Genomic DNA, 14684 nt, shown 5'->3' on the forward strand with positions numbered 1-14684 from the left:
GAGTTCATCGTGCCTGTCGGCCCCTTCGAGCCGTCGTTCGAGTCGTTGAGGAACTTCGAGTGCCCGGACTGGTTCCGGGACGCGAAGTTCGGCATCTGGTCGCACTGGGGACCGCAGTCGGTGCCGCGGTACGGCGACTGGTACGCGCGGAACATGTACCGCGAGGGCAGCGATCAGTACCGCTATCACCTCCGGACCTACGGGCATCCGTCGGCGTTCGGCTACAAGGACGTCGTACGGCAGTGGAAGGCGGAGCGGTTCGACGCGGAGGAGTTGATGGAGCGGTTCGTCGCGGCCGGCGCGCGGTACTTCGTCGCGCAGGCCGTGCACCACGACAACTTCTTCAACTACGAGTCCAGCCTCAATCGCTGGAACTCGGTGAAGGTCGGGCCGGGCAAGGACATCGTGGGACTGTGGAAAGCCGCCGCCGACGAGCGCGGCATCCCGTTCGGGATCACCGAGCATCTCGGCGCCGCGCTCGGCTGGCTCGCGGTCAACAAGGGCAGCGACAAACACGGTCCGTTCGCGGGAGTCCGGTACGACGGAACGGATCCGGCGTACCGGGATCTGTACCTCGACAACAGCCGGTATCTGGCCGACGCCGAGGTCCCGGACCCGTGGTACTCCGACGATCCGCAATGGCACCGCCACTGGCTCGACTCGGTGACCGAGATGATCGATCGGTACCAACCCGAGCTGCTGTACTCCGACGGACCGCTGCCCTTCGGTGAGGCCGACTACGCGCCGGGACTCCAGGCCGTTGCTCGGCTGTACAACACGAGCGCGCGAGTCCACGGGACGAACCGCGCCGTCTACCAGCAGAAGGACCGCCGGCCCGAGATCAGCGCCGTCGGGGTGATGGACATCGAGCGGAGCCAAACGCCCAGGATCGAGGAGTTCCCGTGGCAGACCGACACCTCGGTCGGCGACTGGTTCTACAACGTCCGGGACGTCTACAAGACCGCAGGCCACGTGATCGAGCTGCTCGTGGACATCGTGTCGAAGAACGGGAACCTGTTGCTGAACGTGCCGCAACGGCCGGACGGCACGATCGATGCCGAGTGTTCGCAGCTGCTCGACGACCTCGGAGCGTGGATGCGGGTGTGCGGCGAAGGCATTTACGGCACGAGACCCTTCCGGGTGTTCGGCGAGGGGCCGTCGGGCGTGGTGATCAAGGGCTTCACCGAGGACCGTGTCCACTGGTCGAGCTCCGACTTCCGCTTCACCCGACGGGACGGGACCCTGTATGCGTTCCAGTTGGCGTGGCCGACCGACGGACGCGCCGTGATCCGCAGCCTCGCCGGGCACGAGACGGTGACCGGCGTCCGGTTGCTCGGCCACGGGCCCGTCCCGTTCGAGCAGGCTCACGGAATACTGGTGGTCCGCCTGCCCGAGACACCGCCCCTCGAGGTCGCCAACTGCCTCGCCATCGACCACCAGGAAGCTTGATGACCACCTACGCGGGCTACCTCTACGTGCATTTCAAACGCGAGTCGGCCAACGGCGAGCAGATCTACTTCGCCTTGAGCGACGGCAACGATCCACTGCACTTCACCGACCTCAACGGCGGGCAGCCGGTCCTGTACTCCGCTTTGGGTGAACGTGGGGTGCGGGACCCGCACGTCGTACGCTCGCCGGACGGTCAGCGGTTCTACCTCGTCGCGACCGACCTGCGGCTGTACGACAGTCTCGACTGGGACCGGCATCAGCGGAACGGGAGCCGGTCGATCATGATCTGGGAGTCGCCGGACCTGGTGAACTGGGGAGAAGGCCGGCTCGTCGACGTTGCGCCGCCCGAGGCCGGCAACGCTTGGGCCCCGGAGGCGGTCTGGGACCCGGACCAGGACGCATACCTGGTCCACTGGTCGTCGACGCTGTACGACGACGCCGAGCACACCGGCCAGAGCTACAACCGGATCATGTGCGCGACCACCCGCGACTTCCGCGAGTTCTCCGAGCCGCGCGTGTGGATCGACCGGGGCTGGCAGACCATCGACGCCACGGTGATCGAGCACGACGGCGTCTACTACCGCTTCCTGAAGGACGAGCGGGGCCGGAGCAGCGACGTACCACTTGGCAAGTCGATCTTCTGTGAAGCCGCGACCTCCCTGACCGCGGCCGACTGGAAGCCGGTTGCCGAGGGCATCGGTCTGGGCGCGATCACCCAAGGCGAAGGTCCGCTGGTCTACAAGTCCAGCACCGAAGACAAGTGGTACCTGTGGATCGACGAGTTCACGCCCGACCGGCGCTATGTCCCCTTCGAGACAACCGAACTGGCCAGCGGCCGCTGGACCCCGTGCGAGACCCACCACCTACCGCCCGACCCCTGCCACGGCGCCGTACTACCCCTGACCGCCGACGAGTACAACCGCCTGGCGAGCCGCGCCGCTCGACCTCCAGCAGGCCCGACTCAGGGCACTAATAGGTAGCGCGGCCGCCGCTGATGTCGTAGAGGGCTCCGGTCGAGAAGGTGACCTCCTCGGAAGCGAGCCAGGACACGAGCGCGGCGACTTCCTCCGCTCGACCGATTCGGCGCATCGGTATGAGGCTCGTAATGTGCTCCAGGACCTCAGGTGTGGTCTGCGCGTTCATCGGAGTGGCGATGACGGCCGGGGCGATCGCGTTGACCAGAACGCCGGTGGTCGCCAGTTCCTTGCCGGAGGACTTCGTGAGCGCGATGACGGCCGCCTTCGACGACGAATAGACGGACAGGTTGGGGTTGCCGTCCTTGCCCGCCATACTCGCGAAGTTCACGACACGTCCCCAGCCGCGCTCGACCATGCCTGGCACGAAGGCGCGCATGGTGTTGACGACCCCGAGCACGTTGACCTCGAAGACGGCCCGCCAGCTGTCCGGATCCGTTTCCAGCAGGGGAGCATTGGGCCCCACGATCCCGGCGGAGTTGACCAGGATGTCCACGGGCCCGATCTCGGTCGACGTACGATCCACCGCTTCGGCGTCTGTGACATCGACTCTGTGGTCGGCGCCTTCGGTGATGTCGACGGTGACGACCTCGAGCCCATCGGCTCGGAGGCGGGCGGCGGTTGCCGCCCCCAGCCCGCTGCATCCACCCGTGACAACTGCTCGTCGTGTCGTGGCCATCGAACCTCCAGGTGGATCGTGCGCGCGGAGCTGCGTCATACCTTTGGGCGCGTTCGGCGTTTGCGCGGGCCGGAGCTGTCGGCCGGAACGGTCGATCGCCGGATGATCAGCTGAGGCTCGAGCAACTGATGCCGGTGGACGTGATCGGGGCCTTCGTCGATCTCGTCGATCAGCATGCTGACGGCAGTACGGCCGAGCAACGCCCGTGGCTGGCGGATCGAGGTCAGCGGGACGACGGCCGCCTCGGCCCAGACCAGATCGTCGAAGCCGATCAGGCTGATGTCGCGGGGCACCTCGATGCCGTGCAGCTGAAGCTCCGCGAGAAGGCCCAGCGCCAGCAGATCGTTGGCGCAGAACAGGGCGTCCGGGCGGTCCTTCGCACGTCGTGCGGCCAGAGCGCGGCCGACCTCGCGTCCGGCTTCCATCGTCCAGGCCGTCGCGTCGACCAGTTCGATGGCGTCACCCGCCGACGCCGTCGAGGTGAATCCTTCGACGAAGCCTCGGTATCTGTCCTGAACTTGGCGGGAGATCTTCAGTGAGCCGACGAACGCCGGCCGGCGTGCGCCGATGCCGGCGAGGTGTTCGCCGGCCAGTCGTCCGCCTCGGTGGTCGTCGGTCGCCAGCCAGCAACACGGCAGGCCCGACGAGACGCGGTCGACGTGCACGATCGGCAGGCCGATCTCCTTGAGTTGACCGAGTCTGGCGTTCTGCTCGTCGACCGGCGTGATCATGATGCCCTGGACACGTAACTGGGCCAGCAGATCCAGGTTCTGCTCCTCGCGACCGGGATCCTCGCCGTTGTGGCAGATCACCATGCCGACGCCGAGTTCCTTCGCCTTGGCTTCCGCGCCCAGGGCGATGTCGACGAAGAACGGATTGCCCATGTCCGCCAGGGCGAGCCCGAGGGTGCGCTCGCGCCCGATCCGGTACTGCCGGGCGGTGCTGGTGGGCGCGAAGCCCAAGGCGGTGATGGCTCGTTCGACCTTGGCTCTGGTGTCGGCGTTCACATAGGACGGTCTGTTCAGCACATTGCTGACCGTGCCGACGGACACCCCGGCCGCTCGTGCTACGTCGCGAATTGTCGCCACTCTGTTTCCTTCACCTACCTTGTGATCGACACACTACTTCGTGAACTCGACCGCGCAGCTGACGAACACCTCGGGCGATGCCACCTGGAAGCTCACGGTGTCATCGGCAACGAGGAAGTCGAACGTCCCGCCGGTCGCCGTATCGACTACCTGTTTCACGTTCCGCCCCTCACAGGCCAGTGTGATCGTGGCCTGCGTGGCCGCGCCCGTGGGCTCCTCGGTCCATTGCAGGACCGAGATCACCACCCGGTCCCGATCGGGCTGGTCGGCTCCGATCACCCAAACATCGGGGTGGGCCTCGGCGGCAAGTCGCGGGCGCAGCTCGAGGACTTCGCGCAGGATCACGGCCAAGAACTCCTGGTGCGCCTCGCTGCGTTCGGATTCGATAGCGCAGGTGGAATAGACCGCCGTACCCGCGCCATAGCGATTCACCACCAGCGTGGGGTTCTCAGGAGATTCCTGCCACGGGGGAGAGGAGTGAATGCTGGCGAAGTCGTGCCCCGGTGCGGAGCGCGGGGTGGGATAGCCGTACGGAAGGTTCAGCGTTGCCAGTGCTTCGCCGCCGCTGAGTCGCACGCGGGGAGTCCAGCCGCGTACGGGCGTGGCCGGAAGGTACGGGTCGGCGCCACTGGCCGCCGTCAGGCTCTCGGTCGCGGGGCGGTAGTAGATCCCCTCCCCGTCCTCGACGCCGATCATCGAGCAGCCGAAGACGTCGGCCAGCAGGAAGTCGTCCAGCCGGCGGCCGTCGGCCTGCAGCAGGCCGGCCCCACCGCTCGCGTACACCGCGCCTCCGCGTCGGACGAACTGCCGGACCACCTCGCACGCCTCATCGGTCAGGCGGACCGCTTCCGGCAGGACGAGGACTTTGAACTTGTCGATCCTGGTCGCGAGCGTTTTGTGCGTCAGTACGCCGAACGGGACGTGCAGCCGGCGCAGCATGCGGCTGATCCCGATGACCGCACGTTGGTGCGGAGTCGACGGGCCTCCGGTGCCTTCGTGGCCGCCGACCTGGGTCGGGTCGATGCGCGACGCGTCGGAGTACAGGACGGCGACATCTTCGAGAGGCTCGCCGCCGGTCCACCGATCGAACACCTTGGTCTTGGTGAAGACCTGGCCGATCCGGTCGTAGGTCCTCGGGTTGAGGTTGCCGCTGGGGTCGATGGCGTCGATGAACAGGAACGCCGATCCGTAGGCCACCGCGGCACAGGCCTCGATCAGCATCTCGTGCTCGGACTTGGTGCTGCAATGGTGATTGAGGTTGGTGGTGCGCGAGGTCATGAACTCGGTCAGCTCGCCCGGGGCCAGGTTGCGCATCAGCGCCAGGACGAAGGTCTCCTGATCCCGCCCGCCGTACAGGTCGCCGGCGGCGAAGGTGTCGAGTTGCGCGTGATCGGACTGCTGCCCGTGGAACCAGCCGTTCAATCCGGGCGCCAGGTTGTGGGTGACCGCGAGGTCAGGTCGCACCTCACGTGCGGCGTCGCGCAGTACGACGAAGAACTCGGCGATCCAGCGCTCGCGGGCGGCCTGGAACGCGCACCAGGTCGAGTCTTGCCAGTCGACCCGTTCGGGCAGTTCCAGCCCGGTCTCCGCGCGGAACTTCGCCGCGCAGGTTTCGCAGACGCAGATCGCCGTCCAGAACGCCATGTCCAGCCAGAGGGCATCGAAGTCGTAGCGCTCCACCAGGGCGGCGATCTGGGTCATTTCGTACTGGCGATACTCGAGGTGGTTGGCGCACATCGTGACGTAGCGTCCCGTCCACCCTCGGGTGGGGTAGGAGTCCATCGGCTGGGTGCGCCATTCCGGGTGCCGTTCGCCGGCCCAGTTGTCGAAGATGACGCTGTGGTAGGCAGCGACGCCGATGCCGCGATCCTCCAGGGCCTGCTTCGTCTCACCGACCAGATCGCGGTGGCCGGCGGCGGGGTGGATTCCGCCGACCGGCGTCGGCCAGTAGCTCAGACCCACATGCGACTTGCAGTAGATCAGAGCACCATCAGCCCCGGCCCGGGCGTACAGTTCGGCCAGGTCTTCCGGCTCGTACGATCGCAGGAAGGCCGGGTCCCAGCCGGGGATGTGCATGTCCAGCAGCATCCGCCGGCGAGCACGCAAGTACGACGGCACCTGGCGCTCCTCTCTGACCGTCATGCAGTGGTCATTGGTTCATTGAACCACCGACCCTAGGCCGTTCTCTCCACAGTCGTCAAGGGCGCCTGGCGGCGTCCGGTCAGCGCGGTTCTCGAATGCGATCCGAACGATTGACGGGGGATCGGCCGACGCCTAGCATCGCGGTTCAATGAACCTATTGGAGGCGATCATGGCGAAGAAAGTGGGGCCGGCGCGGGCACTGGACGCCGGAGAGGGGGTCGTTCGCCTGGCTCCGACCTGGGTGCCGCGCTCGTTCTGTACGCCCGGGCAGCGGATCCGGCTCCATCCCGACGACTACTTCGCGCTCGGCCCGCGGCGAGGTGGCATCAACGAGCGCTGGCTCTCGTCGGCGGTCCGAGCCGACAACGGTGAGCTGACCGGGCCGGATGAGGGCTTGAGCATGGTCGTCGATCCAGAGGGCCTGGTGCCGTTCGACGAGTTCGTCGCGGCTCATGGGGCTGCTCTGGTCGGTGAACGGTTGTGGCGGCAGTACCGGCGATGGCCGATGTACTCGAAGTTCTTCGACAACCAGCGAGCGCTCCCACTCCATGTGCATCACCGCGACCACCACGCTGCCCTCGTCGACAAGCCGGGCAAGCCCGAGGCCTACTACTACCCACCACAGCTGAACGCGACCTTGGGGGAGCAGCCGATCTCGTACCTGGGGCTCCAGCCCGGCACCTCGAAAGACCGGGTCCTCGATCGGCTGAAGGGGTTCGGCCGCGGTGGCGACAACCGGATCACCGATCTCTCGCTCGGCTACCGAACCCAGCTGGGCACCGGATGGGACATCCCCGGAGGCGTCCTGCATGCGCCGGCCAGCGTCTGCACGTACGAACCGCAGGCCGACTGTGACGTCTTCTCGATGTTCGAATCGTGGAGCAACGAGCGCGAGGTGCCAGAAGAACTGCTGTGGAAGGACATCCCCGGCCCTCGACGTGGCGACCACGAGTTCCTGGTCGAACTGCTGGACTGGGAGGCGAACGTCGACCCGGACTTCTTTGCGAACCGGTTCATGGCTCCGCGCCCGACCGTCCAGTCCCGCGCCGACGGCGAGGACGACTACATGGAGAAGTGGATCGTCTATCGATCGCCACGCTTCAGCGCGAAGGAACTCACCGTGTTCCCCGGCCGAAGCGTGACGATCACCGAGACGGACGCGTACGGCGCGATCGTCGTCCAGGGGCGCGGAACGCTCGGATCGTTCGACGTCTCCGCTCCGACGCTGATCCACTACGGCGAACTCACCCAGGACGAGCTGTTCGTGTCGGCGCCGGCGGCATCCGCCGGCATCCGGGTGACCAACACCGACCCGCTCGAATCGCTGGTCGTCCTCAAGCACTTCGGACCAGGCAACGAACAACTCGTCGCGGATCGGCCGACGGCTCTCGTCTCAGCTCCGGACAACGGCACCGGCGGTCGCTGACACGCCACGCGGCGGCGACCTCGAAGGGTGCCCGCGGCGCTTGTGCGACGGCGTCTCCCACCCCTCCGGTGCCGTGAAAAGGGCACGCCAGGACACTCGGCGGCCCGGCTCGATCCGAGGTCTTGACACCCTCTGGCGCCACTATTAATCTCTGGTTCAATGAACCATATCAATTAACCAAAGAGGCTCGATGACGATGCTGCAAACAAGTGATTCTCCCCGCCGGGGCCGGGGTGTGAATTCGTTCGCATCCGCTCGGCGTCAGGTTCGGGAATCCACGTCGGATCGAGCCCTCACGGTCGTCAGCGCCGGTGTGGTCGGCGCTTTTGCGGTGGCGATTCTGTATCCCTTGATCTATGTGATCAGTTCATCGTTCTCTTCCGGCGCGGCGATCAATTCGGGAGCAGTGAAACTTCTCCCGGTCGATCCGAATCTCGACGCCTATCGGCAGATCTTCGACTCCCCGGCATTCGTGACCGGATTCATCAACTCGCTGATCTATTCGATCGCCGGCGCCGTGCTGGGTACGGTGCTCACGGTGCTGGCTGCCTATCCGCTGTCCCGCGCCGACCTCGACGGCCGCAAGACCATCTTGTTCGCCCTGCTCGTGCCCACCTTGTTCTCGGCCGGCATCATCCCCACCTACATGGTGGTCCGGGACCTGCACCTGCTGAACACGCGGTGGGCGATCATCCTGCCCGGCGCGATGAGCATGTTCAACGTGATCATCACCCTGGCGTTCTACCAGGTGACGATTCCCGAGGAACTGCTGGAGGCGTCCAGGCTGGATGGGGCCAACGACTTCCAGTTCCTGCTCCGGGTCGTCCTTCCGCTGTCGAAACCGATCCTCGCGGTCAATTTGCTCTTCTATGCCATCGGGCAGTGGAACGGCTGGTTCACGTCCCTGATCTACCTCACCAACGAGCATCTGTTCCCGCTCCAACTGGTGCTGCGGCAGATCCTCCTGCAGAACCAGGTGACGGCTGACCAGATGGGATCCGACGCGGCCGCCCTGGTGGCTCAGAAGGAGCTGTTCGACAAACTCAAGTACGCGCTGCTGGCGGTCGCGATGCTGCCGCCGCTGATCGCCTTTCCCTTCGTCCAGAAACACTTCGTCCGTGGCGCCTTGCTGGGGTCACTGAAATGACGGCGAGAGACGTGCATCCAGAGGTGTCGAGCTCGCGGCGCAGTCTGGCCCGGCGGCGGATCAAGCGGAACTGGCGTCTGTACGTCATGCTGCTCCCGCCGGTGATCTTCGCCGTGCTCTTCTTGTACTGGCCGCTCTACGGCATGCAGATGGCGTTCAAGGACTTCTCGGTCGCGAACGGGATCAACGGCAGTCCTTGGGTTGGCCTGAAGTACTTCCGGACCTTTGTCGACTCGTATCAGTTCTGGCCGACGATCAAGAACACCATAATTCTCAACTTCTACGAGCTGCTCGCCGGATTCCCGATACCGATCGTTCTCGCCCTGCTGCTGAACTCGCTGCGGTCGGCGCTGTACCGGCGCGGTGTCCAGCTGATCTTGTTCGCGCCACATTTCCTCTCCACCGTCGTCGTGGTGGGCATCATGGTGATGCTGCTCGATCCGCACGGCGGACTGATCAATCAGGCGACCGGGTTCTTCGGTGCCGGGCCGATCGACTTCCTCGGCGAGCCAAGCCTGTTCCGGCACATCTTCGTCTGGTCGGGTGTCTGGCAGTCCGCCGGCTATTCGATGGTGATCTACCTGGCCGCGCTGGCCGGCATCGATCCGCAGCTGCACGAGGCGGCCAAGGTCGACGGCGCGAGCAGGCTGCGGCGAATCTGGCACATCGACCTGCCGGGAATCCTGCCGGTGACGGTGGTCCTGCTCGTGCTGAACATGGGCTCGATCCTCAGTACCGGCTTCGAAAAGGTCCTGCTCATGCAGAACAGCCTGAACGTCGGGGTGTCCGAGGTGATCGACACCTACGTCTACAAAGTGGGGCTGCAGTCCAGCATCCCCCAGTTCTCGTACGCCACCGCGATCGGCGTGTTCAAGTCCGTCACCGCCCTCGCGCTACTGCTCTGCGCCAATTGGCTGGCCCGCAGGATCTCCCGCCACAGCCTGTTCTGATCACAGACCTGACAAGGAACCCCACATGACTATCGATGCATTCCGACTGAATCGGCGCCGCCTCCTGGGCTGGGGGGCCGCGTCCGGAGTGGCAGGCGGCTTGGGGCTGACGGCCACCGGTTGTACCTCGAAGAGCACACCCGACAGTCCGAAGGGCGCAGGGCCGAACGGGGTGAACATGACCCCGGGAGCCGCCACCGAGGGTGTGTTCTACCCGGAGAACTACGTCGGGCCGAGGGCGACGGTCAAGCAGCCCTTCGCCGGGGCCGATGCGCCCACGTTCAAGGTGGTCGTCCCGAACGACGTCACCACCGTCGGTGACTGGAACAAGAACAAGTTCAGCGCCTGGTTGAAGGCGCGGACCGGCCTCAACGTCGAGTACCTGACGGTGTCGATCGACGGCGGGGACATGACCAAGGTGAACGCGATGATCGGCTCGGGCGACCTGCCGGATGCGTTCCTGAACATCCCCTTCACCGCCGACCAGGTATCGCTGTACGGGTCACAGGGCGTCTTCGTTGCCTTGGACGACTATCTGGCGCGGACCATCGAACTCAAGCAAGCGATGTCCGACTACCCGGACCTGGCCACGCTGAGCAAGTCCGCGGACGGGCACACGTACGTGTTCCCGGCCCTGAACGACTGCCGCCAGTGCCGCGCGATCGGCGGCCGGGCCTGGGTGAACCGCACGTTCCTGGACGCGGTCGGGCTGAAGTCGCCCAGCACCACGGCCGAGTTCCGTACGCTGCTGCAGGCGTTCAAGACCAAGAACCCGAACGGCAAGGGTGACGCCATCCCTTTCGTGGCCGGGGCGAACAGCGCGATCGATGTGTTCTTCATGAACGCGTTCCTCTACAACCCCGGCAAGCCCTGGTTGCGACTGGACAACGGCAAGGTGGACTTCGTCGCGGCGAAGGACGAGTGGCGCGAGGGGCTGCGTTACCTCCGCAGCCTCAACTCCGACGGAACGCTCACCCAGGACACCTTCACCATGACGGACCAGGCTTTGCAGAAGCTGGGCGACAACCCCGGCCACGCACTGATCGGCGTGGCCCGCTCCCACTTCTGGGGCAGCTTCATGACCGTCGACCCCAAGCCGGACGCGCGCTGGCGCGACTACGTGCCGATCTCGGCATTGGCCGGACCGGCGAATGTGCGGAACTTCGCCTGGAACCACTACCAGCCGTATTCGGCCGGCGTACTCAGCCAGTTGGTGATCACGAAGAACTGTTCGAAGCCCGAGCTGCTGGTGATGTGGGCCGACTACCAGCTCGAACTCGAAGCGATCATGCGCAGCGCCTGGGGGGACAAGGGCCGCGACTGGACCTGGTCGCCCAAGGGCGCGAAGGATCTGGCCGGTACACAGGCGACGTGGAAGCAGTTCGTCGGCGGATCGGAAGCGTCCGTACGCGCCGGCACCGGCTGGAACCAGCACGGAGTCCTGTACCGCTCGTCGGGCTTCCGGCTCGGCGAGGAGGCGGATCCCAAGAATCCGCCGTTCGCGGCGGTCCTGGACGAGGCGACGGTCAAGGCCTACCAGCCGTACGCCGTGAAGAAGGACTGGCAACTTCCGCCGTTGGTGTTCGAGCAGTCGGCCGCCGCCCGCAACGCCGACATCCTTGCCTCGATGACGAACGAGGTGCAGAAGGCCCTGGCCGAGTTCAGCCTTGGCAAACGCAACATCGACAGCGATTCGGACTGGGCGTCGTACACCGAAGCACTGAAGAAGATGGGCGTCGACGAACTCGTCGGCAACTACCAGAAGGCCTACGACAGCCGCCCGAGGTAGTGACGCGTCAGCAGACCATGCACGAGCACCCGATACGGACGATCGAAGGAGTGGGGCATGAGCGAAACACGTCGGCGGTTCATCCAGCTGACCGGTGGGGCGGTGGGAGCAGTGGCACTCGGCAGCGCCCTTCCCGCGGATGCGGCGCCGCTGAGTCCCGGACGTGGGCGTGGACCGCGCGCGTCCACGACGGCGACGTACGACCTGACACCTCTGTGGGACCAGGAGACCGTGCTGGTCAACCCGCACAAGGGCTGGTACCAGCACTACCTGGACGACCGGGACAACAGCTATCTGGGGACGGTCGCCGAGCTCCAGCAGTTCCCGGGAATGAACCAGATCTACATCCGGATCGCCTGGTCCTTCCTCGAGCCGGTCGAGGGTCAGTACGACTGGCACCTGATCGACGATGCGATTGCGCAGTTCGTCCCGGCCGGGTTCGGCGTGTCGTTCCGGATCACCTGCCGGGAGACCGGTCGTGAGCACAACACGCCCGCCGGCCAACTGGGCTTCGCGACCCCGACCTGGCTGAACGACCTTGGGATGAAGGGAACCTACATCTGCAACTGGGGGTCCGCCGGTCCTGGTGTCCCGGCGGGCCCGACGTGCGACGGCACCCTGACGTACGAACCCGACTACGGCGATCCGATCTTCCTGGAGAAGCTGGAGAACTTCCACCGGGCGTTCGCGGCCCGGTACGCCGACAAGCCGTGGGTGCGGTACATCGACATCGGCAGCTACGGCGACTGGGGCGAGAGCCATACGACGTGGTCCGGCAGCGGCCGGGTGTGGCCGGTCTCGGTCATCAAGGAACACATCGATATCCACAAGCGCTGCTACCCCAACAACATTCTCCTCGCCGGCGACGAGCTGCTGTGGCGGCCCAACGACACGGCAGGGGGGCAAGAGATCCGGCAGTACGTCAAGGACCAGGGAGTGAGCTGGCGGGACGACTCGATCCTGATCTTCTTCAACCCGGTCGTCCAGCGCCCCGAACTGTTCGACGACGTCTACCTCACCCGCCCCACCGTGCTCGAATGCCAGCACTACCCAACGTCCAAGCGGCTGGGCTACTGGCAAGGTCAGGACGGGTCGGTGCGGGGGGCAACCGATCTGATCGCGGGCATCCGGGGGCTGCATGCGTCGTACATCGGCTTCCACGGTAACAACGTCGAGTGGCTGACGGACAATCCGAACCTCACCAAGCAGCTGGCGAACCTGTGCGGGTACTGGTATTTCCCGGCCAGTATCAGCCTTCCGGCGACTGCCCACGGCGGGGAAACCGTCACAGCGCAGGTCGCCTGGGAGAACCACGGCGTCGCGCCCGCGTACAACGTGTTCACGCCGTACCTCCAGTTCGTGGCGAAGCAGCAACCGGCCGCCGGCAAACGGTGCGCGGCTTCGGGGCCGATCCGGCTGAGCGGGTCGAACAACCGTTCCTGGATACCGGACCAGCAGACCATGGAGTCCTATTCAGTGCACCTGCCCGCGCTTCCCGCCGGAACATACAGCGTTCAACTGGCCCTCATCGAAGAAGCTGCGAGTAACCGGCACATCGCGCTCGGACTGGCGGCCGGCACCCAGACCGCGGACAAGTACTACACCGTCGGCGAAATCACCATCAGCTGACGACCTGTTCGACCTACGGAACCAGTACGTCGTTCGCGCCGCCTGCGTCGTGGAGCGACGTACTGGAGCAGCTCGGTCATCGGTCGGTGCGGGCGTACCGGCCGGATCTGTTCGACGAGTCGTGGGATTCGGCGCGCGACACGCCGTACCCTGCGACCCCGATCCACGACTCACGGTTGAGGACACCAGCCAAACGCCACGACTCGGTCCGACGAACGCCCACACCTGCGTCAGGGAGAGCCCGTGAAGTGGCGACGGCCAGCATGTCGTGGTGGGACGTCAGGCCGGGCTCCCTCCATACATCCAGTCCTAGACGTGTGCGCCGAAGAGTTCGTCGATGCGTCGGGCCCAGTCCGGGTACTTCTGCATCTTCTGTGTGGCGATCTCGTAGACGGCCTTGCCGAGGTCCGGGTCAGCGTCGTCGGTGAAGCGGACGGCGCTCATCTTCTCCAGCTTGTCCAGGATCAACTCGTCGCCGTCGAGGTGTACCGGGTCGTGCATGTAGCGCTCGAGTGACTCCAGGTCCGGGATCGCCGCCAGGTAGGAGTGCGTGAACCCGTCCGCCGGGTTGCCGAAGTCCTTGCCGACGGCACCGAACGCGACGGACTCCAGCGACGCGGTCCGCCGCATCACCGTCAGCACCTCCTCCTGCTCCGCGACGGTCACGCCGTCCTTGAACCGGATCCGCAACAGATTGACGATCATCCATCCTCCTATTGTGCACTGGTGAGTGCAGTCTACTGTACGCCGACGTGCAACAAGCTACCCTGTCCGGGTGACGGTCAATCGCGGCAGAATCGACAAGCGCCAGGCGATCCTGGACGCGGCGTTCACGGTGTTCGCCCGGGACGGCTACCGGCAGGCGAGCGTGGATACGGTGGCAGCCACGGCCGGGGTCGCGAAGCACACGATCTACAACCACTTCGGCGACAAGGAGTCGCTGTTCCGCGCCGCGGTCGCCGCGCTCGCCGACGACGCCCTCGCCCGGAACCTGGCGGCCGTCGACTCGCTGCGCCCGGACCGGGAGCCGTCCGAGGCCCTTACCGAGGTCGGCCGGAAGCTGGCCGAGTGCTACTGCGACGAGAAGTCCTGGGCGTTGCGCCGGCTGCTGCACGCGGAGTTCGCGAGCATGCCGGAGCTGCAGGACATCGTCCGGGACCGCGCGACCGACAAGGTGAACGACGCCCTCGCCGACCGGCTGGCCCGCCTGGCGCTGGCCGGGAAGCTCCAGCTCGGCGATCCGGCCGTCGCGGCCGAGCAGTTCGGCGCGTTGCTGACCGCGCCGCTGGAGACCCGCTCCCGCCTCGGCACCCGGAAGCTGCGCAAGGCCGAGCTCGACGAGGTCACGGAGAACGCCGTACGGACGTTCCTGAGCGCGTTCGGGGCAGAGCCGCTGCGTTGAGCGGACGCG

12 protein-coding genes are annotated in these 14684 nt (G+C 65.9%); 8 read left to right on the top strand and 4 right to left on the bottom strand.

Annotated elements, in window-relative coordinates; translation table 11 throughout:
- Positions 1-9 precede the first annotated feature (9 nt).
- Entirely contained in the window at positions 10-1449 is a 1440-nt protein-coding gene (locus JOF29_RS14395) for an alpha-L-fucosidase (protein ID WP_209694697.1), read from the top strand.
- Positions 1449-2429: a glycoside hydrolase family 43 protein gene (locus JOF29_RS14400; protein ID WP_209694698.1), complete on the top strand. Its 981-nt coding sequence runs from the start codon at positions 1449-1451 to the stop codon at positions 2427-2429. Before JOF29_RS14395 ends, JOF29_RS14400 begins: the two co-directional genes overlap by 1 nt.
- On the opposite strand, the gene JOF29_RS14405 is transcribed toward JOF29_RS14400, so the two are convergent.
- Genes JOF29_RS14405 through JOF29_RS14415 form a run of 3 tightly spaced genes read right to left on the bottom strand, consistent with a single transcriptional unit; the run spans position 2419 to position 6332 of the window.
- A complete protein-coding gene (locus JOF29_RS14405; RefSeq protein WP_209694699.1) occupies positions 2419-3102 on the bottom strand; it encodes an SDR family NAD(P)-dependent oxidoreductase in 684 nt (227 codons plus the stop codon). The genes JOF29_RS14400 and JOF29_RS14405 overlap by 11 nt on opposite strands.
- Positions 3103-3137: 35 nt before the next feature.
- Positions 3138-4190: a LacI family DNA-binding transcriptional regulator gene (locus JOF29_RS14410; protein WP_209694700.1), complete on the bottom strand. Its 1053-nt coding sequence runs from the start codon at positions 4188-4190 to the stop codon at positions 3138-3140.
- 33 nt (positions 4191-4223) lie between these two features.
- The gene (locus JOF29_RS14415; RefSeq protein ID WP_209694701.1) at positions 4224-6332 is read right to left on the bottom strand and encodes an alpha-amylase family protein; all 2109 of its coding nucleotides are present in this window, start codon (positions 6330-6332) and stop codon (positions 4224-4226) included.
- 169 nt (positions 6333-6501) lie between these two features.
- On the opposite strand from JOF29_RS14415, the gene JOF29_RS14420 reads away from it, so the two are divergent.
- The 5 genes from JOF29_RS14420 to JOF29_RS14440 all read left to right on the top strand — a co-directional run bounded on the left by JOF29_RS14420 (position 6502) and on the right by JOF29_RS14440 (position 13273).
- The gene (locus tag JOF29_RS14420; RefSeq protein WP_209694702.1) at positions 6502-7758 is read left to right on the top strand and encodes a cupin domain-containing protein; all 1257 of its coding nucleotides are present in this window, start codon (positions 6502-6504) and stop codon (positions 7756-7758) included.
- A gap of 190 nt (positions 7759-7948) precedes the next feature.
- A complete protein-coding gene (locus JOF29_RS14425; RefSeq protein ID WP_245357591.1) occupies positions 7949-8905 on the top strand; it encodes a carbohydrate ABC transporter permease in 957 nt (318 codons plus the stop codon).
- Positions 8902-9855 carry an ABC transporter permease gene (locus JOF29_RS14430; protein WP_209694703.1) on the top strand — a complete coding sequence of 318 codons (954 nt, stop codon included), beginning with the start codon at positions 8902-8904 and terminating at the stop codon, positions 9853-9855. The genes JOF29_RS14425 and JOF29_RS14430 overlap by 4 nt, the downstream gene beginning before the upstream one ends.
- Before the next feature lie 178 nt (positions 9856-10033).
- Positions 10034-11644, top strand: a complete 1611-nt coding sequence (locus JOF29_RS14435) for a type 2 periplasmic-binding domain-containing protein (protein ID WP_209694704.1) — start codon at positions 10034-10036, stop codon at positions 11642-11644.
- A gap of 57 nt (positions 11645-11701) precedes the next feature.
- Positions 11702-13273: a DUF4832 domain-containing protein gene (locus tag JOF29_RS14440; RefSeq protein ID WP_209694705.1), complete on the top strand. Its 1572-nt coding sequence runs from the start codon at positions 11702-11704 to the stop codon at positions 13271-13273.
- A 309-nt stretch (positions 13274-13582) separates the two neighbouring features.
- Here JOF29_RS14440 and JOF29_RS14445 read toward each other — a convergent pair whose 3' ends face one another.
- On the bottom strand, positions 13583-13978 hold the full coding sequence (locus tag JOF29_RS14445; protein ID WP_209694706.1) for a Dabb family protein: 396 nt from the start codon (positions 13976-13978) through the stop codon (positions 13583-13585).
- Between the two features lie 70 nt (positions 13979-14048).
- Here JOF29_RS14445 and JOF29_RS14450 point away from each other — a divergent pair, with 70 nt between their 5' ends.
- Entirely contained in the window at positions 14049-14675 is a 627-nt protein-coding gene (locus JOF29_RS14450; RefSeq protein ID WP_209694707.1) for a TetR/AcrR family transcriptional regulator, read from the top strand.
- Positions 14676-14684: the final 9 nt, after the last annotated feature.

It is taken from the genome of Kribbella aluminosa (assembly GCF_017876295.1).
GTDB lineage: Bacteria > Actinomycetota > Actinomycetes > Propionibacteriales > Kribbellaceae > Kribbella > Kribbella aluminosa.